Source organism: Niveispirillum sp. (assembly GCF_017996735.1).
GTDB lineage: Bacteria > Pseudomonadota > Alphaproteobacteria > Azospirillales > Azospirillaceae > Niveispirillum.
On sequence record NZ_JAGOGJ010000008.1, the window covers coordinates 56,569 to 81,126 of the forward strand.

Annotated in this window: 18 protein-coding genes; 11 read left to right on the forward strand and 7 right to left on the reverse strand. The window is 65.1% G+C overall.

The features are described 5' to 3' along the window. The first annotated feature begins 7 nt into the window (after positions 1–7). Genes KBA48_RS05015 through atzF form a run of 6 tightly spaced genes read left to right on the forward strand, consistent with a single transcriptional unit; the run spans position 8 to position 8,452 of the window. The gene (locus KBA48_RS05015) at positions 8–829 is read left to right on the forward strand and encodes an ABC transporter permease (protein ID WP_292903904.1); all 822 of its coding nucleotides are present in this window, start codon (positions 8–10) and stop codon (positions 827–829) included. Next, positions 826–1,656, forward strand: coding sequence for an ABC transporter ATP-binding protein (locus tag KBA48_RS05020; RefSeq protein WP_292903905.1), 831 nt, complete (start codon positions 826–828; stop codon positions 1,654–1,656). Before KBA48_RS05015 ends, KBA48_RS05020 begins: the two co-directional genes overlap by 4 nt. Before the next feature lie 12 nt (positions 1,657–1,668). Further along, positions 1,669–2,484, forward strand: a complete 816-nt coding sequence (locus KBA48_RS05025) for an urea amidolyase associated protein UAAP1 (protein ID WP_292903906.1) — start codon at positions 1,669–1,671, stop codon at positions 2,482–2,484. 18 nt (positions 2,485–2,502) lie between these two features. Continuing rightward, positions 2,503–3,153, forward strand: coding sequence for an urea amidolyase associated protein UAAP2 (locus tag KBA48_RS05030; RefSeq protein ID WP_292903907.1), 651 nt, complete (start codon positions 2,503–2,505; stop codon positions 3,151–3,153). A gap of 20 nt (positions 3,154–3,173) precedes the next feature. Further along, entirely contained in the window at positions 3,174–6,698 is a 3,525-nt protein-coding gene (gene uca, locus KBA48_RS05035; protein ID WP_292903908.1) for an urea carboxylase, read from the forward strand. Further along, entirely contained in the window at positions 6,698–8,452 is a 1,755-nt protein-coding gene (gene atzF / locus KBA48_RS05040) for an allophanate hydrolase (RefSeq protein WP_292903909.1), read from the forward strand. Before uca ends, atzF begins: the two co-directional genes overlap by 1 nt. 51 nt (positions 8,453–8,503) lie before the next feature. On the opposite strand, the gene KBA48_RS05045 is transcribed toward atzF, so the two are convergent. Further along, positions 8,504–9,841: an MFS transporter gene (locus KBA48_RS05045; RefSeq protein WP_292903910.1), complete on the reverse strand. Its 1,338-nt coding sequence runs from the start codon at positions 9,839–9,841 to the stop codon at positions 8,504–8,506. Further along, the gene (locus KBA48_RS05050) at positions 9,841–11,709 is read right to left on the reverse strand and encodes a CocE/NonD family hydrolase (RefSeq protein WP_292903911.1); all 1,869 of its coding nucleotides are present in this window, start codon (positions 11,707–11,709) and stop codon (positions 9,841–9,843) included. The genes KBA48_RS05045 and KBA48_RS05050 overlap by 1 nt, the downstream gene beginning before the upstream one ends. Positions 11,710–11,819: 110 nt before the next feature. Here KBA48_RS05050 and KBA48_RS05055 point away from each other — a divergent pair, with 110 nt between their 5' ends. The 5 genes from KBA48_RS05055 (at position 11,820) to KBA48_RS05075 (ending at position 17,530) form a co-directional block, all read left to right on the forward strand. Beyond that, a complete protein-coding gene (locus tag KBA48_RS05055; RefSeq protein WP_292903912.1) occupies positions 11,820–13,310 on the forward strand; it encodes a M81 family metallopeptidase in 1,491 nt (496 codons plus the stop codon). A 500-nt stretch (positions 13,311–13,810) separates the two neighbouring features. Further along, complete coding sequence (locus KBA48_RS05060) at positions 13,811–15,004, forward strand: CDP-glycerol glycerophosphotransferase family protein (RefSeq protein WP_292903913.1); 1,194 nt, start codon at positions 13,811–13,813, stop codon at positions 15,002–15,004. Further along, positions 15,001–15,129: a hypothetical protein gene (locus KBA48_RS05065; RefSeq protein ID WP_292903914.1), complete on the forward strand. Its 129-nt coding sequence runs from the start codon at positions 15,001–15,003 to the stop codon at positions 15,127–15,129. The genes KBA48_RS05060 and KBA48_RS05065 overlap by 4 nt, the downstream gene beginning before the upstream one ends. Then, entirely contained in the window at positions 15,126–16,436 is a 1,311-nt protein-coding gene (locus tag KBA48_RS05070) for a lipopolysaccharide biosynthesis protein (protein ID WP_292903915.1), read from the forward strand. The genes KBA48_RS05065 and KBA48_RS05070 overlap by 4 nt, the downstream gene beginning before the upstream one ends. A gap of 5 nt (positions 16,437–16,441) precedes the next feature. Continuing rightward, the gene (locus tag KBA48_RS05075) at positions 16,442–17,530 is read left to right on the forward strand and encodes a glycosyltransferase (protein WP_292903944.1); all 1,089 of its coding nucleotides are present in this window, start codon (positions 16,442–16,444) and stop codon (positions 17,528–17,530) included. Here the strand turns inward: KBA48_RS05075 and KBA48_RS05080 are convergent. The 5 genes from KBA48_RS05080 to KBA48_RS05100 form a co-directional block, all read right to left on the reverse strand. Continuing rightward, the gene (locus KBA48_RS05080; RefSeq protein ID WP_292903916.1) at positions 17,499–18,392 is read right to left on the reverse strand and encodes a formyl transferase; all 894 of its coding nucleotides are present in this window, start codon (positions 18,390–18,392) and stop codon (positions 17,499–17,501) included. The genes KBA48_RS05075 and KBA48_RS05080 overlap by 32 nt on opposite strands. Before the next feature lie 47 nt (positions 18,393–18,439). Beyond that, the gene (locus KBA48_RS05085) at positions 18,440–19,792 is read right to left on the reverse strand and encodes an ATP-binding protein (protein WP_292903917.1); all 1,353 of its coding nucleotides are present in this window, start codon (positions 19,790–19,792) and stop codon (positions 18,440–18,442) included. Positions 19,793–19,799: 7 nt separating this feature from the next. Then, a complete protein-coding gene (locus tag KBA48_RS05090) occupies positions 19,800–20,465 on the reverse strand; it encodes a response regulator transcription factor (RefSeq protein WP_292903918.1) in 666 nt (221 codons plus the stop codon). A gap of 21 nt (positions 20,466–20,486) precedes the next feature. Continuing rightward, positions 20,487–22,886 (reverse strand): TonB-dependent receptor, encoded by a 2,400-nt coding sequence (locus tag KBA48_RS05095; protein WP_292903919.1) that lies wholly within the window; start codon positions 22,884–22,886, stop codon positions 20,487–20,489. Positions 22,887–23,442: 556 nt separating this feature from the next. After that, positions 23,443–24,546, reverse strand: coding sequence for an FAD-binding oxidoreductase (locus KBA48_RS05100; protein WP_292903920.1), 1,104 nt, complete (start codon positions 24,544–24,546; stop codon positions 23,443–23,445). Positions 24,547–24,558 lie beyond the last annotated feature (12 nt).

Sequence of the window (24,558 nt, forward strand, 5' to 3'; positions counted from 1 at the left end):
TGACCCCATGCGCCTGATCAACCGAAGGCCCGACCGGACAAGCTGGATGCTGCTGGCCGCCCTGCCCTTTGTGGCGGTGCTGATTGCCTATGCCCTGGGTTCGGCGGTGCGGCTTGCGGAAAACCCGTCGGACAAGCTGCTGCCCGGTCTGACATCCTTTGTCGATGCCATCGACCGGATGGCCTTTACCCCGGACAAACGGACGGGCGATATCCTGTTGTGGCTGGACACCGGCACCTCGCTGATGCGGCTTGCGGCGGGTATTGCCATCGCGGCGGCGGGCGGTCTGCTGGTGGGGCTGGCGGCGGGGCTGCTGCCTTATGTCCGGGCCACCCTGGCGCCGTTCGTCACGGTCGTGTCGATGGTGCCGCCGTTGGCGGTCCTGCCGATCCTGTTCATCATGGTGGGGTTGGGGGAGGCGTCGAAGATCACCCTGATCGTGGTCGGTGTTCTGCCCTGCCTGATCCGTGACCTGATGTTGAAGATCGACGATCTGCCGCGTCAGCAATTGATCAAGGCGCAGACCCTGGGCGCCAATAGCTGGACCATCGCCATCCGCGTCGTGTTGCCGCAAATCCTGCCGCGCCTGATCGACAGCATCCGCCTGAACCTGGGGCCCGCCTGGCTGTTCCTGATCTCGGCAGAGGCCATCGCCAGTGAAAGCGGCCTTGGCTACCGCATCTTCCTGGTGCGCCGCTATCTGGCCATGGATGTGATCCTGCCTTATGTGGCCTGGATCACCCTGCTCTGCTTCCTGATGGATCTGGGCCTGCGGGTGCTGCAGCGCCGGGCCTTCCCGTGGTTTGAGGATGCGAGGGCCGGGTCATGACGCAGATCTCCGTCCGCGACGTCTGGAAGGAATATGGGGAACAGGTGGTCCTGGAACGGATCAACCTGGAAATCGCCCCCCGCTCCTTCGTGGCCCTGGTCGGTCCGTCCGGCTGTGGCAAGACCACGTTCCTGCGTATGCTGCTGTCCCAGGAGGTGCCGACCAGGGGTGACATCCTGATCGACGGCGTGCCTATTTCGCCCGAACCCGGCCCCGACCGGGGCGTGGTGTTCCAGCGCTATTCCGTCTTTCCGCACCTGACGGTCCTGGGCAATGTGCTGCTGGGCGCGGAACTGAAGGGTGGTGGCGTGCTGGGCCGGTTGTTCGGCACGGCGCGGCGGCAGGCGAAGGAAGAGGCCGCCAAATTGCTGGACGCCGTCGGCCTGTCGCACGCACTGGATAAATATCCCGCCCAGCTTTCCGGCGGCATGCAGCAGCGTCTGGCCCTGGCCCAGGCCCTTATCGCCAAGCCGAAGGTGCTGCTGCTGGATGAACCGTTCGGCGCGCTGGACCCCGGTATCCGGGGTGACGTGCACAAGCTGATGCGCAAGCTGTGGCACGAACATCCGATGAGTGTGGTCATGGTCACTCACGACCTGTCGGAGGCGTTCCACCTGGGCACCCGCGTCATCGCCTTTGACCGCCGCCGCAACCTGCCGGAAGAGCGGCTGCGTTACGGCGCCAGCATCACCAACGATATCGAGGTCTGGCCCCGCCGCGTGGCGGGCAATCCAGGCTTCGGCAAAGACCCCAATCCGCCCCGCCGGGACGACCCGGCCACTGTCGACGGGCAACCGGACCGGGACGACCCGGCCGACGCCGCGTAAGGAGGGTGCAAGATGCCCCGCCAGACCCCAGAACAGATCGCCGCCAACCGCGCCCGCTATCTTGAACTGAAAGCCGCCGGTGCCGGCCACGCCCCGCTGGTCCTGCCCCCGCCGACCCCGCGCGATTCGGCACCGCCCGGCGCCGATGCGGTGAAACTGTCCGAAACGCTGCCCGGTGGCTGGTACTGGACCGGCATCATCCGCCGGGGTCAGGTGCTTCGCATCGCCAATCCGGAGGCAACCCCCGGCGTATCGCTGCTGACCTGGAACCTGGCGGATCCTTCCGAGCGCTATAACCATGCCGACACGATCAAGATCCAGTGGACGGCGGAACTGCGCAAGGGCCGGGTCCTGTTCTCCGACATGGGCCGGGTCCTGCTGTCGATTGTGGAGGATTGCAGCGGCCGGCACGACACGGTGGTGGGCGGATCGACCCCGGCCTCCGTCGCCCGCACCTATGGCGCCGACAGCGGCGTGCGCAATGCGCGGGACAATTTTATCCTGGCGGTGGGCAAACATGGCCTGACCCAGCGCGACATTCCCCCCTGCATCACATTTTTCGCGCCCGTCACCGTCAATGCCGATGGCCGCTTCAGCTTTGATGCCGCTGCGGTCACGCCGGGTGACTTCGTGTCCCTGCGGGCGGAAATGGATCTGATCCTGGCCGTGTCGAACACCCCCCACCCGCTGGCGCCGAAGGTATCGCCGGTGCCCGTGGAACTGACCATCCACAATGCACCCGCCGCCGGTCCCGACGATCTGTGCCGGACCGCGACGGCAGAGGCTGTGCGCGGTTTCATCAATACCGACGCCTATTTGTCGGCCTGATCGGGGGAGGAAATTAACATGAGCAACAGCAGCTTCACCCCGGTCCTGTCCAACCGTGACATGGGCAACGCCATCCATGATGAGGTCGTGCCCGCCGAACATCCCTGGTCCGGGATCGTGCGTAAGGGCCAGGTTTTCCGCATCATCGACAGCGAGGGCTGTCAGGCCGTCGACACCCTGTTCTACAGTCTGGCCGACCATACCGAACGCTACAGCGCCCAGGACACCGTGCTGGCCCAGGGCGCGCCCTATATCGGGCCGGGATCGGTGCTCTATTCCAACCGGGGCAACCCGCTTGCGACGGTCATTGCTGATACCAGCGGCAGCCATGACACCTCTGCCGGGGCCTGTTCCTGCGAAAGCAATACGGTGCGCTTTGGCCACCAGACCAAATACATGCACGCCTGTCGGGAAAATTTCCTGATCGCCGTGTCCCGCCACGGCATGGGCAAGCGCGATATCGTGCCCAACATCAATTTCTTCATGAATGTGCCCATCGACCCTGACGGCACGCTGGCCATTGCCGATGGCGTGTCATCGGGCGGGGATTATGTGGAGATGGTGGCGCATCAGGATCTGCTCTGCGTCATCTCCAACTGTCCCCAGGTGAACAATCCCTGCAACGGTTTCGACCCCACGCCCATCCGGGTGCTGGTCTGGGCTGACTGACGGCAATCGGGGGCACATCCATGTTCACCAAGGTCCTGATCGCCAATCGTGGCGAGATTTGCGCGCGGGTGGTCAAAACCCTGCGGCGCATGGGTATCGCGTCGGTCGCCGTCTATTCCGACGCCGACCGTTTCACCCTGCCCGTCCTGTCGGCGGATGAGGCGGTGCATATCGGCCCGTCGCCGGCCAAGCAGTCCTATCTGGATATCGACGCCGTCATCGCCGCCTGCAAGGCGACGGGGGCGCAGGCCGTCCATCCCGGCTATGGCTTCCTGTCGGAAAATGCCGGGTTTGTGGAACGGCTGAACGCAGCGGGCATCAGTTTCATCGGCCCGCGTGTGGAGCATCTGCAGGGCTTCGGCCTGAAACACACGGCCCGCGCCCTGGCCAAGGCCGCCGGTGTGCCCCTGCTGCCCGGTACCGACATCCTGGAGAATGTGGAGGCGGCACAGACCGCCGCCGCCGAAATCGGCTTCCCCGTGATGCTGAAAAGTACGGCGGGTGGCGGCGGCATCGGCATGCAGCTTTGCCACAGCGCCGACGAACTGGCGGCCAAGTTCGCCGCCGTGCAACGCATGGCCACCAGCAGCTTTGGCGACGCGCGTGTCTACCTGGAACGGTTCGTGGCCGAGGCGCGGCATGTCGAGGTGCAGATTTTCGGCGATGGCAAGGGCGGGGTCGTGGCCCTGGGCGAGCGTGACTGCTCGCTTCAGCGTCGCAATCAGAAGGTGGTGGAGGAGACACCCGCCCCCGGCCTGCCCGACGCGGTGCGCCTGCACCTGCGCGATGCCGCCATCGCCCTTGGCCAGTCGGTGAAATACGCCTCTGCCGGGACGGTGGAGTTCATCTATGACGTGGCCCGCGCCCAGGTCTATTTCCTGGAGGTGAATACACGGCTGCAAGTCGAACATCCGGTGACGGAAGCCGTGTTCGGCGTAGATCTGGTCGAATGGATGGTGCGGCAGGCCGCCGGTGATTTCACCCTGCCCGCCCAGGACAGCTTGGTCCCCCACGGGGCCGCCATCGAGGTCCGGCTTTATGCCGAAAACGCGGCCGCCGACTTCCGCCCCTCCACGGGCCTTCTGACCGAGGTGACCTTCCCCACCGACATCCGCGTCGATGGCTGGGTCGCGACCGGTACGGAGGTGACGGCCAATTACGATCCGATGCTGGCCAAGCTGATCGTGCATGCCGACAGCCGCGATGCGGCCATCGACAAGCTGTCGGCGGCGCTGGCCGAAAGCCGCGTGGCGGGGATCGAGACCAACCTGTCCTACCTGTCCGCCATCATCGGGTCGGATATTTTCCGTCAGGGCAAGGTTGCCACCTCTGTCCTGAAAGATTTTGCCTTTACCCCCGCGACGGTGGAGGTGCTGGCACCGGGTGCCCAGACCTCCATCCAGGATTGGCCGGGACGGCTGGGCTATTGGGATGTGGGCGTGCCGCCATCGGGGCCGATGGATGACAAGAGCTTCCGTCTGGCCAACCGGTTGCTGGGCAATGCGGAAGGGACGGCGGCGCTGGAATGCACGCTGACCGGCCCCACCCTGCGCTTCAACACCGATGCGACCATCGCCCTGACCGGGGCCGTGATGGCGGCGACGCTGGATGGCGTGGGCGTGGCGTATGGCGTGCCGGTGGTCGTAAAGGCCGGGCAGACCCTGGCGCTGGGCCGTATTCAGGGGGCCGGACAGCGCACCTATCTGGCCGTCGCCGGTGGTTTTGATGCGCCCAGCTATCTGGGCTCAAAGGCAACCTTCGCGCTGGGCCGATTTGGCGGCCATGCCACAGGCTGCCTGAAGGCGGGTGACACGCTGGCGCTGGCGGGGCTGCCCGTGGGACCAGCGGAAATGCCCGCCCTTCCCATGCTCTCCAACGAATGGCACTTGTCCGTCCATTATGGCCCGCACGGCGCGCCCGACTTTTTCCGGGAAGACGACATCGCCGACCTGTTCGCCGCGACCTATGAGGTGCATTTCAATTCCGCCCGCACAGGCGTCCGCCTGATCGGTCCCCGCCCGAAATGGGCGCGGGCCGATGGGGGGGAGGCCGGGCTGCACCCGTCCAACATCCATGACAATGCCTATGCCATCGGGGCCGTGGACTTCACGGGCGACATGCCGATCATCCTGGGCCCCGACGGCCCCAGCCTGGGCGGTTTTGTCTGCCCCGTGGTCGTCGCCAAGGAGGATTTGTGGAAGGTCGGGCAGTTGCGGCCCGGCGACAAGGTGCGGTTCGTGCCTGTCGCGGTAACACCGCCCAGCGCGCCCGCCATCATCACCCACGCCACGCTGCCCTCCCCCATCCTGTCGCGCATCGACGGCCCGGTGCCCGTCATCTATCGCCGCGCGGGGGATGATTATCTGCTGGTCGAATATGGACCGATGGCGCTGGATCTGGGCCTGCGGCTGCGCGTGCATCTGCTGGTCACGGCCCTGCGTGCCCGCGCCCTGCCCGGCATCATCGACCTGACACCCGGCATCCGTTCGCTTCAGGTTCATTACGACAGCGGAATGTTAAAGCTATCCACGCTGTTGGCTGTGCTGGCGGAGATCGAGGCGGGCCTGGGCAGTATCGAACAGGCCAAGGTACCCAGCCGCATCGTGCATCTGCCTTTGTCCTGGAACGATCCCCAGGTCCGGCTGGCCATGACCAAGTATCAGGAACTGGTGCGGGCCGATGCCCCCTGGTGCCCCGACAATATCGAATTCATCCGCCGTATCAACGGCTTGGACAGCCAGGAGGATGTGAAGCGCATCGTCTTCGACGCCTCCTACCTTGTCTATGGCCTGGGTGACGTCTATCTGGGCGCACCCGTTGCCACCCCGCTGGACCCGCGCCACCGGCTGGTGACGACCAAATACAATCCCGCCCGCACCTGGACCCCTGAAAATGCCGTCGGCATCGGCGGCGCCTATATGTGCATTTACGGGATGGAGGGACCGGGCGGCTATCAATTGTTCGGGCGCACCATCCAGGTCTGGAACTCCTGGCGGGCGACGGCCCCGTTCCAGCAGGGCTGCCCCTGGCTGCTGCGCTTCTTCGACCAAATTCGTTTCTTTCCCGTAACGGAACAGGAACTGGCGGAGGCCCGCGAGGCGTTCCCCCATGGCCGCTATCCGATAAGGATTGAGGAAACGACACTCGATTACGCCGAACATCTGCGGTTCCAGGCCGATAATGCCGACAGCATCGACGCCTTCAAAACCCGTCAGCAGGCGGCGTTCGAGGCGGAGCGGGAAGATTGGAAAGCCAAGGGACTGGACAGTTTTGTCAGCGACGATGGCGGCCCGGCGGCGGAAGCCACCGCCCTGCCCGATGGTTGTTCCGGTATCGAAACGGGTGTGACAGGCAACGTCTGGAAGATCATGGTGGAGCCCGGGCAGAATGTGGCCGCCGGTGATACCATCCTGATTCTGGAGAGCATGAAGATGGAGATGGAGGTCAAGGCGACAGTGGCGGGGCGGATACGGGAAGTGACCGTAAAGCCGGGCCGCACCGTCAATGCCGGTCAGACCGTCGCCATTCTGGAGGATATTGCCTGATGTTGCCCGAAAAGCTGACCATCCAGACCCTGACCGACCTGTACCGCAGCGGCGCGGCCAGCCCCGTGACGGTGATCGAGGCGGTGTTGGAACGGCTTGCCGCCAATCCCGATCCCGCCGCCTGGATCAGCGTGGTGCCCGCCGAACAGCTTCGGGCGGAAGCGGCGGCCTTGGCGGCTGCCGGCTATGATCCGTCCAAACCTCTTTGGGGCATCCCCTTTGCGGCCAAGGATAATATCGACGCCGCCGGCCTGCCCACCACCGCCGCCTGCCCGGCCTTTGCCTACAACCCAGGAGCCGACAGTACCGTCGTGGCCAGGCTGCGGGCCGCCGGGGCCATCCTGGTGGGCAAGACCAACCTGGACCAGTTCGCCACCGGCCTGAACGGCACGCGCAGCCCCTATGGGGCCCCGCGCTGTGTGTTCAACGCGGACTATATCTCCGGCGGGTCCAGTTCCGGCTCCGCTGTCGCCGTGGCGCGGGGTCAGGTGGCCTTTGCGCTGGGCACTGATACGGCCGGATCCGGCCGGGTTCCGGCCGCCTTCAACGATCTGGTGGGGATCAAGCCCAGCAAGGGCCTGCTATCCACCAGCGGTCTGGTGCCTGCCTGCCGGTCACAGGATTGCATCACGGTCCTGTCCCACGATGTGGCGGATGGCGATCTGGTCCGCCATGTGGCCGAAGGGTTCGATGCGGCCGATCCGTTCTCACGGCCCGTGCAGACCCGCCCCCTGCGCCTGTCGGGCTTCCGCTTCGGGGTTTTGACGGGGACGGAGAAGGAGTTCCTGGGCGATACGGCGGCAGGGGCGCTCTATGACGCGGCCGTAGAGCGGTTGGCCTCCCTGGGCGGCACGGCGGTGCCGTTCGATTACAAGCCGCTGCGCGAATGCGCCCATCTGCTCTATGGCGGGCCTTGGGTGGCCGAACGTCTGGCCGCGATTGAGGAATTTGTCGAGGGTCAGGCCGACGCCATGGACCCCACGGTACGCAGCATCATCGAAGGGGCCGTCGGCAAATCCGCCGTGGAGGCCTTTGTCGGGCAATATGCCCTGGCCTTCTATGCCCAGGAAATTGCCCGGCTTTGGTGTGATGTCGACCTGCTGCTGCTGCCCACCACGCCCACCATCTATACGGTTGCAGAGATGCAGGCCGATCCCGTGCGCCTCAACAGCAATCTGGGCCGCTATACCAATTTCGTGAACCTGCTGGACTGCGCCGCCGTGGCCGTGCCCGCCGGGTTCCGGCCCGATGGACTGCCGTTCGGCGTCACGCTGGTCGGCCCCGCCTTCACCGACAATGGTCTGGCCGTGCTGGCCAGCCGCCTGCATGGCAAGGGAGAGATCATGCCAACCGTTCCCGCCGACTGGCTGCCCATCGTGGTGGTGGGCGCCCACCTGTCCGGCATGCCGCTGAACCACGAACTGACCTCTGTCGGCGGTCTCAAGCTGGCCGATGTACGCACAGCCCCCGATTATCGCTTCTACGCGCTGGCCGGAACGGTGCCGCCGAAACCCGGTCTGGTGCGCAATCCCGGTTTTGAAGGTCCCGGCATCGTGGCGGAGGAATGGGCCCTGCCACCCGCCGCCTTCGGCAATTTTGTCGCCCGCATCCCCGCCCCCCTGGGCGTGGGCAAGGTGACGCTGGACGATGGACGGCAGGTCACCTGCTTCCTGTGCGAAACCCATGCCCTGCACGGGGCGACGGAGATCACCGGCTTCGGCGGCTGGCGTTCCTATCGCGCCAGCATGTCCTGATGGCAACATTGCCGGGAAACGCGGAACGGCGGGATGGAAGGACGCGGTCCCTTAGCGGCCATCCGGCACCATCCCGTTTCGCGCCCGGCGCAGCATCAGCAATGCGGCGATGCCGGAGGTCAGGGCGACGATGGACATCGACCAGCCCACCTTCTGCGGGTCGCGGAACAGATAGTCCGTCAGCAGCGCCGGAAGCGCAGTGCCCACGGCCAGCCCCATGATGACATTGCAGAAGGAAACCAGGGCCGTGCCCACGCCGCGCATCTGATTGGGCACCACGTTTTGCAGAACGGTGATGCCCACCGCGCTGCCGATCGAGGAATTGAAGATGCAGACGGCAAACAGCGCGATGGCGACGCCGCCGCTGCCGGCCAGCGCGATACAGCCGCCCCCCAGCCCGACCAGCAATGCCAGCATGGCGACCGACAACCGCCCCCGGTTACCGCCACGCCCCGCATGCCGGTCACTCAACAGGCCGCCGGCAATGGTGCCAAGCCCGCCGATCAGAATGGAGACGGTGCCCGCCGTGGCCGCGATATCCCCCGGCGAATAGCCGAAGCGGCGGCTGAGCAGGGCCGGAAACCAGTTCTGGATGGCAAAATCCCCAGCCGAGATCAAGGACACGGCCAGATAGAGCGGCAGCAGCACCCCGGCCCGCAGGCGGAACTGCGCCAGCACCGATTTCAGATCGGGAAGGTGGGTCGGCTCGTCACCGTGCCGGCGCCGTTGCGGTTCGCGCAAGGTCAGCAGCAGAAGCACAGGGCCGATACCGGCCAGACCCAGCACCAGCAGCACCGACCGCCAGGGCGCCACCCCGCCTAGCCACGGCCCCAGCAGCGGCAGCGCCGCCAGACCGCCGCCATTGGCATATTCCAGCAGGCCGCCACCGATGACGATGGCCGCACCGCTGCCCACCGCCATACCGGTCAGCAGACAGCCGATGGCCAGCCCGCGCCGGTGCGGCGGAAACAGATCGGCGATCATGGACACGGCGGCGGGCGCGAACGCCGCCTCGCCGATGCCCACGCCAATCCGGGCGGCAAACAGGGTGCCGAACCCGTCGGCATAGGCACAGGCCGCCGTACACAGGCTCCACATGATCACCCCGGCCACGATCACCATCCGCCGGGCCATCATGTCGGCCAGACGGCCAAAGGGCAGGCTGGCCACGGAATAGATCATGGCGAAGGCCAGACCCTGGACCAGCGCCACCTCCGTATCCAACAGCTTCAGGTCGGCCCGGATGGGATCGACCAGCAGCGACAGCACCAGACGGTCGGAATAGGACAGCACCGCCACGATGAAAAACACCAGCAGCGTCCACCAGGCCAGCAGCGGAGATGGCCAGGCGCCGTCGGGCGCCCGGTCGTTCAAGGTCACTGCACTCATCAGGGCGCGCTCCAGGGACGCAGATCGACGGACAGGCTGCTGGGCTGGGCTGGCGTGCGGGCGATGGTCCAGACATCCCCCGCACCATGCTGGCGGAAGGTGCCGGCATCGGCCCCGGCCAGACTGACCCGCAGCCGGTGGCCCTTGGCGATCAGGGCCGCCACCGGGAAGGTGGGGAACGCCACCTCCACCATCTGGCCCGGCAACAGCGGGGCCGCGTCGGCGCGGTCATAGGTTACCGCCGGTGCGGACTGGGCATAGGGCAGGTCGCCCGGCGGGGCTGGTTTGCGGTGCAGGGCACGGAACAGCCCCTCCGTCAGATAGGTGACCCGCCCATCCGGCGCCACATCGCTGAGATAGGCGAAAAAGGCCGGGTCGCCTGTGCGGCTGGCCATAAACAGGCGGACGGACGGCGTGCCCACCAGTTCCATATCCTGCTCGAACGGCGCGCTTGTATAGGTCAGCAGCCTGGCATCCGCCGCCGCACGGTCGCCATAGGCGGCCGGCGCCCCGATCTGCGTGGTCCAGCGTGTGGCCTGTCCCGTTGTCGCGGACGCATCGACGGTGTAGCTGTCGCTCCCCCCGCTGGTCACGGGATCGCGTGTCAGGCTGTTGCCCGGCGCGAAGTGAAAAAGGGTCCGCTTCACATCCGCCGGTGGCCAGTCCGCCGTCGTGCGATAGGTGCCGGCCCCCAGCACATAATAATGGATGGCGCGGCTCACCGGCTTGCCGGCCCGCCTGTCGGCCAGGAACCGGGTCATCATCTGCCATTGCGCATCGGGACCGGGCCGTGGCGTGGCATCATCGGGCAGGAACGGGTCGGACAGGTGGTCGCCCCGATGGCTGTTGGCCGTGATCCAGACCTCCATCGGCACACCGGGCAGCGAGCGATAGCGGGCCAAGGTGCCGTCGGCCGTGCCCGCATCCATCCAGCTTGCCCAGTACTGCACCGGCACCTTCTGCCGCGCGATGGCGGTCAGGCGGGAGGCCGGGCTGCTGGAGAACATGGAATAGCCGTTGGTGCCCTTGTCGTCGCGGAATTCGGCCGCGCGGTAATCGTCAGGCTTCCAGTGGCGCCGGACCGCCATGGCGGCGCGCATGCGGCTGAAATCCGCATCTTCGTCGGTGGGTTGCAGCCGGGGCCACAGCTTGGCGCAATCCGCCGCCCGCGCCATACAGTCCAACGGCGCCTTTGGGTCCAGCGACCTGCCATAATCACGCAGCAGCGTATCGCCGCCCCACAGCTCCATCATGAAATCGTTGGAGATGCCGCCCGGCATGAACAGGTTGAGATAGGCGTCGAAATCGCTCTGCCGGATGACGGCGCCGGACAGGCCGGCCGGCGATGCCGTCGCCAGATCGGCGGTATCGGCCATATAGGACACGCCCGTGGCGAACACCTGCCCATCGGACCAGGGCTGCTCCCGCAGATGCGTGATCAGGCTGTCCATGTCGCGCACCTCTTCCGGTCCCAGTTCGACCAGACGGTCACCGGCAGAGGAGGTGGAACCCCGCGTATCGACCACGGCCACCACATAGCCCTCATCCAGCAGACGCGCATAGCGCCCACCTTCCCCGTACAGGAACAGCCCGGCCCTGCCATAACGGGTCTGGATCAACATCGCCGGGTGGCGGCTGCCGGCGACCATCGCCTTGGGAAACCACAGGCTGACGGCCAGTTCCACACCGTCCGGCATGGCCAGATAATAGGAGCGGTCGGACCAGCCCGCCGGCCGTTCCGCCACGGTTCCCGCGGCCATCGCCGGAACCGGTACCGACATGGTCAGCACCGCCGCCAGCACCGCGCCCTGCACCATCCGCCGCCGGCTGATGCTCTCCTGGCCGCCGGATGACCTCCATCGCCTCATCGTCCCTGTTCCCCTGGCTTGATTGCTTCTTCAGGCGGCTTTGACATTTCCGTCGCAGCCCCTACAATAAATGAGGTTGATCTCATTTTTATAAATTGGCAAGGGGAACAATGATGACGCTGAGGGCTTTCGTCACCGGCCTGGCGCAGGAAACCAATGTCTTCGCGCCGCTTCCCACGGGCTTGCGCAGTTTCTCCGGCCGTTTCAGCGTGCCGGGGCGCAGTGACGACACGGCCCCGCCCTTTCCGGAATCACTGCTGCTGGGCGGGCGGCGGCGGGCGGCGGAGGGGGTGGTGGAGCTGGTGGAGGGGCCGACGGCCGGGGCGCATCCGGGCGGGCTGGTGACCCGCGTCGCCTATGAGGCCCTGCGCGAGGCCATCCTGTCCGCCCTGTCGGCCGCCCTGCCCGTGGACATGGTCGCAGTGCATCTGCATGGCGCCATGATGGCCGACGGGTATGATGATTGCGAGGGCGACCTTCTGGCCCGGATCCGGGCGCTGGTGGGTGCGGACTGCGCCATCGGTGCGATGATCGACCCGCACGCCCATGTCTCCCCCGCCATGGTGCGGGCGGCCGACATCCTGATCGCGTATAAGGAATATCCCCATACCGATTTCCGCGAACGGGCGGAGGAGGTGTGGGATTTGCTGCTGGCCACGCGGGCCGGCCACATCCGGCCCGTCGCCGCCCTGTGGGATAGCGGCACCATCGGCATCTTCCACACGTCCCGGCCCGAGGTGCGGGCCCTGGTGGCGGAGATGCAGGCGATGGAGCGCAGCGGCCAGGCAATCAGCGTCTCCCTGATCCACAGCTTCCCCTGGGGCGACGGGGCGGATTTCGGCACCCGCGCCCTGGTGATCACCGACAATAACCGGCCGGCGGCGGACCGGTTGGCCCAGGCCCTGGCCACGCGCGCCCGCACCATCGCCATGGACACGCCCAACGGCGGCGTGTCGCTGGAAAGGGCCCTGGCCCTGCGCGCGGCGGATACCGGCACCGGCCCTTATGTGCTGGCCGACAGCGCCGACAATCCCGGCGGCGGGGCGGCCGGCGACAGCACCTTCGTGCTGGCCAGCCTGCTGGCGCGCGGTGTGGGCCGGACCTGTATCGGCCCGCTCTGGGACCCGCAAGCCGTCGCGATCGCCATGGAGGCGGGCCTGGGCGCACGACTGGCCCTGCGCATCGGCGGCAAGACGGGGCCGTTATCCGGCGCGCCGGTGGATATGGTGGTGACGGTGGTTGGACTGGACCCGGCCGCGACCCAGGATTTCGCCGGCGAAGCCTTCCCCCTGGGCGCCGCCGTCGCCCTACACGGCCATGGCATCGACATCGTACTGGTCAGCGAGCGCGACCAGGCACGCGGCCCCGACCTGTTCACGGGCCTGGGCGTGACCTTGCACGACAAGGACCTGATCGTGGTAAAGTCCAGCCAACATTTCCACGCCGGCTTCGCCCCCCTGGCCCGGCAAGTCCTGTATCTGGACGGGCCGGGCAGCCTGCAGACTGATCTGGCCGCCTATCCCTACCGCAAAATCATCCGCCCGCGCTGGCCCCTGGATGCGATGGGGCGGGAGCCTTGGATGGTGGGGGGAAGGGGGTGAGGGGGCGCGATGGGGACGAATCCGACGCCGTGTACAGAGGCATAAAAGGGGGCAATTCCTGCAATGTCGACATAGGGCAGAAAGGGGGCCGGAAGCAGACGGGCGGGTTTATGGCGGCAAATCTGGAATTCCCGACGTTCCCGCCCGCAATCTCTTGCGCACCCGCTATATCTCCGTCGTCTCCGCCAGTTGAAGTACGTCTTCGACTTCGACGCTCACATAACGAACCTTGGGCTCGATCTTGGGTATGACCCAGCAGGATCTGCGCGACCCAAAGGTTGCTGGTCAGCTTATAGACGAATGCCATCTTTACACTCTGTCAAATTTCCCAGGGCCACTTCTGCTGATCTATGCATGGCAAACTTTGAGCTCTCTTCGGCTTTCGCGGGCGACGCAAGTTTCGCGACAGGCTCGATTGTTAGGTTGGCTTCCGATGACCCAGCCATCGTGAACCTTTCTACACATGGCTGTCACAAATGCGTTGGCATCGGAGAGCGACCATGCGTGTTGGTTTTCTTTTCAACCATGACCAGATACATCAGGTCGCACATAGCCTTCCCATCGCCCTGGCGCTGGCCCAAGGCGGTTTCGATGGCGACATCCTTATCGCGACGACAAATGAGCGTATCCGCCGGGAGGTTCTGCGCCTCGGCGGACATGAGATTGGCAAGCGCATCACGCATGTCGATCTCGGCCTGCGCACCCGTTCCCAAATTCTGTCAGGCGTCCTGGAAAGCCTGGTGCCATCGCGCAAGCTGCTGATCTATGGCGACAATCTGGACTTTTTCAGAAGCCTGGACGTGCTGGTCGTGGCGGAAAAGACGTCGCTGGCCCTGAAAAGCCTCTATGGGCTGAAGAACCTGAAGATCATCCATACGCGCCACGGGGCCGGAGACCGCGCCATCGGCTTCGACAAGGCCTCGGCGGGCTTTGACCATGTGTTCTGTTCCGGACCCAAGATCCGGGAACGGCTGATAACAGAAGCCGGGGTACCGGCAGAGCAGATCAGCATTGTGGGTTACCCCAAGTTCGACACGGTCGATCCATCCGTGACGGTCTTCCCCGTCCGCTCGCGGGCCCCTGTCGTGCTCTACAATCCCCATTGCTCCACCCACCTTTCCTCCTGGTTCAAGCATGGGCGTCAGGTGCTGGATTTTTTCCTCGACAACCCGGACTATCAACTGATCTTCGCCCCGCACGTCATGCTGTTCGAACGCAAGTTCGTGCTAACCATCGACAAGCTGCGCATCGACAAGCCCGGCCATATCGAAGAACGGTACCTGCGTGCCCCCAACATCCATATCGACCTGGGCAGCCGCGCCTCCACCGATATGAGCTATACGATGATGGCCGACCTTTATCTGGGCGACGTCAGCAGCCAGATCTACGAGTTCCTCCGGCACCCCCGCCCCTGCCTGTTCCTGAACAGTCATAGGGTCGACTGGCGGTATGACGCCAACTATGCCCATTGGCAGGCCGGACCCGTGATCAAGTCGCCGGCCGAACTGGCACAGGGCCTGAAACACGCCATGGACAGCCATGAATGTCAGTACCGTGCGACACAGGCGAAGATGTACGCGCGCAGTTTCGATCTGACGGACAGGCCATCGTCGCAGCGCGCGGCAGAAATCCTGGCCAAGATCGCCGGTGGCACTTTCCAAACCCCGCAGCACCGGCCCAGCCTGTCGGCATGATGGCCGTGCTCACCATCCTGCCGGCCTTCTTCAATGAAGCGTTGCTGTACCGTGCCACGCCGCATCACCGGCTGGAGCGCCGCAATGCCTATTCAGTCGCGTTGCGGGCAAAGGATTGGACATGAGCCCGGCCTTGCCCCCGTCCGGCGTACTGCGCCGCATTTTCGGCGGCCTCGGGATGGTATTGGGCGGCAAGGCCGGGGCGGGGCTGATCAGCCTGGCCTATCTGGTCATCGCCACCCGTGCCCTGGGACCCCATGATTACGGCGTGCTGGTGCTGATCCACACCTACATCACGACGGTCTGCGGTATCGTGGAGTTCCCCTCCTGGCAGGCCGTGGTCCGCTATGGCGCGGAGGCGCAGCGGGCGGATGACCGGCACCGCCTGTCCCGGTTGCTGCGGTTCGGGGCGCGTGTGGAACTGCTGGGTGGGCTGGCCGCCATTTTGGTTGCTGCAGCTTGCGCGCCGCTGGTGGGTCCCCGCCTGGGCTGGCCGGAGTCCGCGATCATCCTGACCCTGCCCTACAGTCTGGCCGTGCTGGGCTCCGTGCGTTCCACGCCGGCGGGATATCTGCAGCTGCTGAACCGGTTCGACCTGCTGGGCCTGCATAATCTGGTCGCACCTTGTGTGCGTATGGCGGGGGCTGGCATCGCCGCCCTGGCCGGCTGGGGCCTGGAAGGGTTCCTGGTGGCCTGGCTGCTGGCGGCCCTGTGCGAGTTCGCGGCCCTGTGGGCGCTGGGCCTGTGGCAGGCGCGGCGCCATCTGGGAGCCGACCTGCATCGACCCGAACAGGGCGACGCCGTCGCCGACAATCCCGGCATCTGGCGCTTCCTGATGGCCAGCAATGCCGACGTCACCCTGACGGAGCTGGCCGGGCGGGTGGCACCGCTGGTGGTGGGCTGGATGCTGGGACCGGCTGCCGCGGGCCTGTTCTCCGTGGCACAGCGCGCCACGGTCCTGATCGCGCAGCCGGCGCAGATCCTGGGCAACACCGCCTATCCCGAACTGGCCCGCATGGCGGCCAGCGGCCAGGACGGGTCGGGGCTGAGCCGGACCCTGGGCCGGGTGGTGGCCATCGCGGTCGGCGCCTGTCTGCCCGTGATCCTGATCGTCTGGCTGTTCGCCGACCAGCTTGTCGGCTTGATCGCGGGGCCGGCCTTTGCCGATGCCGCCGGATTGATGGTGGTGCTGGTCATCGCCCGTGCCCTGGCCATGGCTGGCCCGCCCTGCAGCGCCGCCCTGACGGCGCTGGGCAAGCCCGGCTGGTCGATGGCGGCGAACCTGACGGTCAGCCTGCTGCTCCTGCCCGCCCTGCCGCCGCTGCTGCATCTGTTCGGCCTGGCGGGTGCGGGGATACAGGCCGTGGCCCAGTCATTGGCCGCCAGCCTGCTGCTACTGGTCCTGGCCTGGAGAAGGAGCGGCACCCCGTGACCGCGATGCGCATCGCCTATGTCATCAATTCCGTGGAGGGTGGCGGGGCGGCCTTGCCTGTGCCTTTCGTAACGCGTGTCATGCGCGAGGCGGGGGCGGAGGTTCGCGTCTTCGCCCTGACCCGCCGGGACGGGCGTGCCCTGCCCCCTATGCAGGAGGCGGGGCTGGACCCGCTGGTGCGCGAGGGCGGAACGGAAGACCATTGGCAGGCGGCCCGCTGGCTGCACATGCAGGTGCAGGCCTGGGGCGCCACCCATCTCTGGACCTCGTTGAGCCGCGCCACCATCCTGGGACTGCTGGTAGGGCCGCATCTGGGCCTGCCCGTCATCTGCTGGCAGCATGCTGCCTTCCTGACACCGTGGAACCGGCGGCTGATGCGGATGCTGCAATCGCGCGCCCAGCTCTGGGTGGGGGATTCGGCGTCGGTGTCAGCACTGACCCGGACAAGGCTGGGCGTGGGTGAAGACCGGCTGATGACCTGGCCCATCTTCGCCGCAAACCCGCAGCAGCCGCTTGCCACCCCCTGGCAGCCGGGACAGGTGCTGCACCTGGGCAGCCTGGGCCGCCTGCACCCCGTGAAAGGCTACGACATCCTGATCGAAGCACTGGCGCGGTTGCATTCCCAGGGCTTCCGCCTGCCCTACCCCGTCCGCCTGACCCTGGCCGGCGAGGGGGAGGAACGTGCGCGGCTGGAAGCCTTGGCACGGCAAGCCAGGATCGCTGAGATCCTGTTGCCCGGATATCTGGAACGGCCCGGCGACTTCCTGGCCGGTCTGCATCTCTATCTCCAGCCCTCCCGGTCGGAAGGTTTCTGCATCGCCGCACACGAGGCCATGGCCGCCGGCCTGCCCGTGCTGGCCTCCGCCGTCGGCGAAATTCCGCATTCCATTTGCGAAGGGGTCACGGGCCATACCGTACCGCCGGGTGATGCCAACGCGCTGGCTCGCAAGCTGGCACTTCTGCTGTTCGATCCCGGCGGGTTGCAGGCCATGGGAGAGGCGGCGCGGGACCGCATCCTGGACCGCTTCTCCCCGGACCGGTTCCGGGCAGCGGGCCTTGCCATCATGCAAAGGATCGCTTCAGGCTCCGTTTGAGGTCCAGCCACAGGCCCGCCAGGGACCGGTCGATATGCTTCACATCGATCAGGGTGACGCCGCCGCCGCTGCTCAGCGTATGCATGCCGTCACGATAGAGGCCCGCCGACATCGGCAGTTCCAGCGGCTCCCCCGCACGGGCGGCAAACCCCGTCTCATCCAGCCGGTCGATCCAGAGCGGCCGGATGGCCCCGCCATAGGTGCGGGTGCAATCCTGCACCGGCAGCATAATCCGCCCGTTCAGCACCATGGCGGTGCCGCCGGGGCGGGAAGAAGTGCGGTCGATCCGTACGGGATTGCCCGAATGCGGATGCCAGGGGCCCGTCAGCCGCTCCGACCAGGCGACATGCAGGTGGCCCAGCTTCGTGGCCTTGCTGTCTGCGGGGGAATAGAACAGCCACCAGCGCCCGTCATGCCGGAGCGGCGTGGTGTCCACCGGCACACAATCAAGCCGTATTTCGGTTTCCCGCACCCAGTCCGCGGGGCCATCCCCCATTCGGTAAAGAGTGAGGCCGCCTGACCGGTACGCCTCCGGCAGCATCCAGGTGGCGCCGTCGGCGTCGAAAACCTGGGGATAGGAGAGGTGCCAATCCTCCCGCAGGCAGGGGCGCCGGTCGATCACCCGGAAGCCCTCGTCCAGAGTCAGCAGGTCGATGGTCCCGTGCCGCGTGGCATAATCATAGCGTTCCGCAAAGATGTGCAGATGATTGCGTCCCCGCCAGGGAAAGGGATCGGCCAGAAAACGAAAGGCCGGCTCCTCCGGCAGCCATTGCATCGGCGCGTGCGACAGCTCACCGGCCAGAACCTCCCCAACCGGCAGCGTCAGCAGCCCGCACCGCCATATATCCTTGCGCCTCGGCATGTTGCCTCGCCCTACGGGTTGCCGGCGATCCGTTCAGGACGTGATCCTCATTTGGAAAACTCCACCACGAAGCGCGCTCCACGGGGCGCGGTCGTGTCGTGTGACAGGCGTCCGCCTTGCCGTTCCATAATGCACCTCGCGATGGCAAGCCCAAGGCCAGCACCAGGACCCGAGGCACTGGGGCCGCGTCGGAACCGCTCGAACAGGGAAGCCGCGGCGGGCGCGGCAATGCCGGGCCCATCATCGGCAATAATCACGATGGCAGAATCTGCCGACAGCATGATGGACGTGCCCGGAGGCGTATACTGGATCGCGTTCTCGATCAGGTTGCGAAAGACAAGGCGTGTCAGCGTTGCATTCCCGTGCGCAGGCACGCAAGCATCCGGCGTCGCGGCGGTCACATAGTGCTCTGTTTCGAGCGCGAAAGGTGCCAGTTCCCGCGCCACTTCCATTGCCACGGCGTGGGCATCGAACGCGGCAAACTGGAGTTGTTCCTGCGAATCCAACCGTGCGAGACAAAGCAGTTGCTCAAGAAGCCGCGAGAGCTGTTCGATTTCCAACGTAACATCGCATAACTCCTGCGCCGAAAAACGAGACTCCAGCCGTGCGCGCAATGTCGCCAGCGGGGTGCGCAGCTCATGCGCGGCGTTTGCGGTGAATTCCCGCTGCACGCGGTAATCTGCTTCAAGCTGATCGAGCGAGGAATTGACAGCCTGAACCAGCGGGACGAGCTCCCGAGGAAGGTTCCGGGCGTGCAGCCGCTCGTCCAGACGGCTCAGCGACAGTGCCGCCGCCTGATGCGAAACGGCGCGCAAGGGACGAAGCGATGACAATACCGTCACCACCACAACGCCAACCGCAGCGATCAGCAGCAGGGCAATGGGTGGAAACAGTTCGTCTAAAGCGCCGAGCATGAGCTGGGCGACCAAGCTCTCTTCATCTTCGAGGTTCCGCACCACGCGCAACCAGTACCGGCTCTGCCGATCATCGATTTTGAGCGCGGCCGCCAGGACGCGGTTGCCCGATACCGGGTCCGTTTCCCACTGCATGACGACCTGCCCGCGGTCTTCTGCGACCGGCAAGGGCAGATAGTGAGCAGAGAAACCACCTGACTCCAGCAAAGTGCCATCTGCGCGCAGCAATTGATAACCGTTCAATGTATCCGGCTGGGCGTAGAACTCCTGCAGGGACGGTGGCAACGCGAGACGCGGTGGATCGGTCTCCGACACGATCGACGCACGCAGGTCCTGCACCTGGACGGCAATACTCTGCCCTTCCAGCCCCATCAAACCATCGCGAAACTCGAAGTACAACATCGCGTAGGTGCCGACCAGCGCCAGCATCACCACGATGGTCAGCCGAAACACGAGGGCACGAAGCAGGGACGGGGCACGGCTCATGTTACGATCAGGAAGCAAGATAGCCCAGACCACGCAAGGTCCGCAGCGACACATCCGCGCCGGCAGAAGCGAGTTTCTTACGTAACCTGTGTACTTGTGTTTCCACCGAGTTCGCGCTGCGCTCCTGTTCGAAATCGTACAGACATTCGCCCAGCCTCTCCTTCGAGATCACCCGTCCCTGATTGCGCAACAACGCCTCCAGCACAATCAGCTCCGACCGTGTCAGATCAAGCGGCGCGTCGGCAACGGTGGCGATGCGGGCAGACGTATCGAGCTTCACGCTGCCGAGCGTCAGCATGCGCCCCAATGCTGCGCCCGGACGACGCAGCAGGGCGCGCAGCCGGGCGATGAGCTCCTGCATTGCGAAGGGTTTGACAAGATAATCGTCCGCGCCGCAATCCAGACCGCGCACGCGATCCTCGATCGACCCGAGCGCGGTGAGGATCAGCACGGGTGTCATGTTGCCCTGGTCACGCATTTCCTTCAGCACCTTCAGGCCGTTTCCATCCGAGAGCATGAGATCGAGCACGACGGCATCGTAGCTGGCGGCCTGCCAGACCCCCAGTCCATCGTACGCTGAACCGGCGGCATCGACCGCGAATCCTTGCGACCGCAGGCCCTCGGTGATGGCCTGGCAGAGGCGCTGATTATCTTCGATGATGAGCAATCTCATGGGTCGGCTTATCGGCTGAAGTCAGTATTCGATTCTGAGCCCGATCGTGGGCAGTGGCTCGTCAAGTCCTTCGATAACATTCTCGCCGCGACGCTCATTCCACTCATAAGCGTTGCCGTTCTTGCGGCCATAGACGTTCAGAATGTCGAGATAAGCAACCAGGCTGACCGGGCCGAAGCGACGCTGGTAATCCACGCGCAGGCTCAGCGCATGATAGGCCGGCAGACGCTCCGTGTTGGTGCGCGTCAGCTCCTTCGAGTAGCGCACGGGGCCGGCACCCCCCAACACATTGCTGTGCACGACAAACGCATCGGTAGGCCGGCCAGAAGCATATTTCCATTTCCCCGAGAATGTCCATCGATCACTCGGCTGCCAGGCGCCGACGATACCGAACGCATTTCGCCGATCCCAATCGGCTGCATATTTCCCTTCGCCGAGTTTATCATCGCGGCGGGCGCGCGATAATGAGTAGGTCGCTGAAGCGCTCCACTCTTCGCTCATGCGCTTGGTCAGCATCAGATCCAGGCCTGCCGCGGAGCCTTTGCCGATATTCGTGGCCGCGTTCAAGGTCCGATCATCGAACACGATCAGATCGTCGAGCCACTGATAATAGCCTTCGGCCGAAACATACAGGTCGTCGCGCAGATGCCGGGAAATGCCCGCCGACCACTGTGTGGAGCGTTCGTGCTTCAGCTTGAGATTTGACGGGTCTGCCGCGATATCGAGATAACGCGGCGCCTGATAAAACACGCCACCTCCCGTCCAAACGCGGGTGACCGCATCCGCTTGCCAACTCAACAGCATGCGCGGGGCGACGACAGATTTTCCGGAAAAACCATCGCGCTCATAGCGAATTCCGGGGGTCGCTGTGAAATCGCCGAAGGTCCAGGCATAGTCGGTATAAGCGGCAATCTGCGTTTTCGTTGTGTTCAATTTTGAGTTGAATTCTCCTGGCGTCAGCACGATATATCGCTGTGTCGGGTCAGAACGAAAGTCCGACTGATCATATACATAGCGTATCCAGTCGCCGGAGAGGCGATGGTCGAAGTTGAGGTCCACGCGAGCGACCCGCGCGCCGGCGGAGAAGAGTCCCTGCGAACTGAGCAGCGTACTGAAATCGCCGCGCCAGCCGATCTCCGTCTCTCTCTCCTTGACGTTCAGTATGTTCTCGCGGACAGGCGTCGTCGCCGGTGTCGGGTCGGAACCCCCGAGATCTGGAAATGCCTCACCCTGATTGCTCTTCAGGTCGCTGTCACGGTAATAGAGCGTATTGCGCAACTGCCCGGCCTCACCGGGCGTCCATCGCCAGGTCACGCCGAGCAACGTGCTGTGTTGCTTCGTCTTGCCGATATCAGCGTCCTCGAAATTCTCAGACTCAAGTGCATTTTCGACCGTGCGCTTGGTATCCTCGCCAGCGTAAATCGCAAGCAGCTCGAGACGATGATCGTCATTCAGCTTGGTGACGGATTTTCCGATGAAATCAGTCATGCGCAGCTTGCCGATGTCATTCTCCCCGATCGCTTTGAACAAGGTGCTGAAATCGAACCGGCGGGCCGATAGCAACAGGCTTGTGTTATCGGACACGTAGCTTGGCCCATCATAATCCGCCTCCACACCGATAATGTCGAGGCGGACGCCGGTCGTGGAACTCTCAGGATTGCCCTCCGCGATCCCGAGTTCGAGCAGCGAGCCATTCTTGCCGCCTTCGGACGCCCGCCAGCCGCCCGGCGAAAACTTGGCGTTGCCGATGATGTTCGTCGCGAAGATCGAATACCGCCCACCGCCATTGATCTCTTCATCCCCGAGGGACTCATCGAAATGCGCAACCTTATCGAACGGGATGCCATCGATGAGGATCAGGTTGTCCCGAGGCCCGTTGCCGCGCACGGTGAAGTTTGAGAACTCACCGGTCGCGACGACGCCCGGCAGAACGTCCAGCGCCCGGAACACGTCGCCGGCACTGCCGGGATTGCGCCGGATCTCTTCACGCTCCAGCAGTACGGTGTTTGGCGTGGCCCGCGGATCGCCAGATGTCGCTCGCGCCGAGACAACGATTTCCTCGATCACCTGGTCGCTCCCGCGTAGCAGCGAGAATTCGACGGCCGCCACCCTGCGAAGCACGACCCGCACATCCGCCTGCACGGCCTTTACGTAGCCCTGCTCTTCCACCTCAACCGAATACACACCTTCCGGCACCTGATCGAATGAAAACTCCCCGGCGGAACCGGTTTCGACCGTGCTTTGAACCTGTTGATTGCGCATGAGCCGTACAGTTGCCGTCGGCACCGCCCGTCCCGTCACCGAATCCAAGATGCGTCCGCGAACAGCACCCGCGGCCTCTTGCTGCGCTTGGGCATGCGCCGGAGGCGCAACGGATACCTGTAGTACGAGAGCGGTAAGAGGCAGAGCTCTGTGCAGCATAACTGGTTCCTCAGACGGTGATGGTCATCGGAGGCCAATCTAACAATCGAGTCTGTCGCGAAACTTGCGACGCACACAGAAGCTGCGCAGTCACGCAAAGGCCAGCAGACTCAGCCTTGCTCCTGGCGGCTTCTGGGTGGCGGCCGTTGCAACGGCAATGACCGCCATGAGGCGCGTTGCAGCCGTTATGAATGGCGCCAGGGCGCGCAAACTAACCCTTTCAGCCATCTGCTGACTTTCCACGAGCCTCATGCTATAATCAACTCCTCAACGCCACCGCTATACCCTCACCTCAGGCGCGACCGTTCCGCGTCCAGGGAATCGCGCGCATTCGGAGTTGTCTAAACCGCCGCTCTGAAATATACCCCTGAATTATGTTTCATTTGGTTGCATCGGCAGCCCGCATTCGGAGTTGCCATCGACAGCGCTCTGAAACACACACCCGTTTCATGTTGCACATGGTTGCACGGGCGGCCGCCTTTCGGGGCGCTTGCACCGGGCTCCTCCGAATTCGCAGTGACCGGATCGGGCACTTACCGGAATCCTCTCCCGCCCCTCACCCCCCGAACCGCGCCGGCGACACTGACGGCAGCCAGCCCGCAACCTCGAACCCCGCGTCGGTCCCTGTCACCAGCGCCGCCGTCAGGGCCGCTGCGGCGGGGGCGGTCTGGATGCCGAATCCGCCCTGGCCGGCCAGCCAGAACAGGCCCGGCACGGTGGGGTCGAAGCCGATGACGGGTTGTTCGTCGGGGGCGAAGGTGCGCAGGCCGGCCCAGTTCCGTTGCACACGGGTGACGTCCAGACCCGTCACGGTCTGGAAATGGTCGGCCGCGATGGCGATCTGCATGTCGTCGGCATAGGCGTCAGACGGGGGTGTCGGCTCCGCCTCTGCCGGGGACAGCATCAGCTTGCCGCCTTCGGGCTTGAAATAGAAGCGCCCGGCCATGTCCGCCACCATGGGCCAGCCGGTGACATCCGCCCCGGCCGGCCCGTCGATGATGGCCGCACTGCGTCGCTTGGGCACAAGACCGGGATCGGCGGCGCCGAACAGGCCGGCCACGGTTCCGGCCCAGGCCCCGGCGGCATTGACGATGATGGGGGCCTGGACGCTGCCTTCCTTTGTCTCCACCTGCCACACGCCGCCCAGCCGCCGCGCGGCATGAACCCCGGCGCCGGTGATCAGGGTTCCGCCCTGCCGCCGCAGGTGCCGCAGATAGGCGGTCTGCATGCCATGGACATCCATGTCCAGGGCCGTGGCCTCATAAAAGGCGCCGCACACCCGCTCCCGCTTCAGGATCGGGGCCAGGGCCACCACCTCCGCCGGGCTCAGGCGCGGCAGATAATCCAGGTCGGCAAAGACCGGATGCAGGTCATCATCGAAGGTGACATAGAGCAGGCCGCGCGGGGTCAGCAGGCCCAGATCCAGCCCCGGCAGAGACCCGCTCTCGAACAGCCGGCGGCTATGGGATGTCAGGGTGCGGATCGGGCCGACCCCGTAACTGTCCACGAAGATCGCCGCCGACCGGCCCGTGGCGTGGTAGCCTGGATGCTCCTCCTGTTCCAGCACAAGGGTGCTGCCATGGCTGGACAGGTGCGCCGCCGCCGACAGGCCGGCCATCCCGGCACCGATAACCAGAAAATCGCAGGTAAGAAGGCTCATGATGGTCGCTTG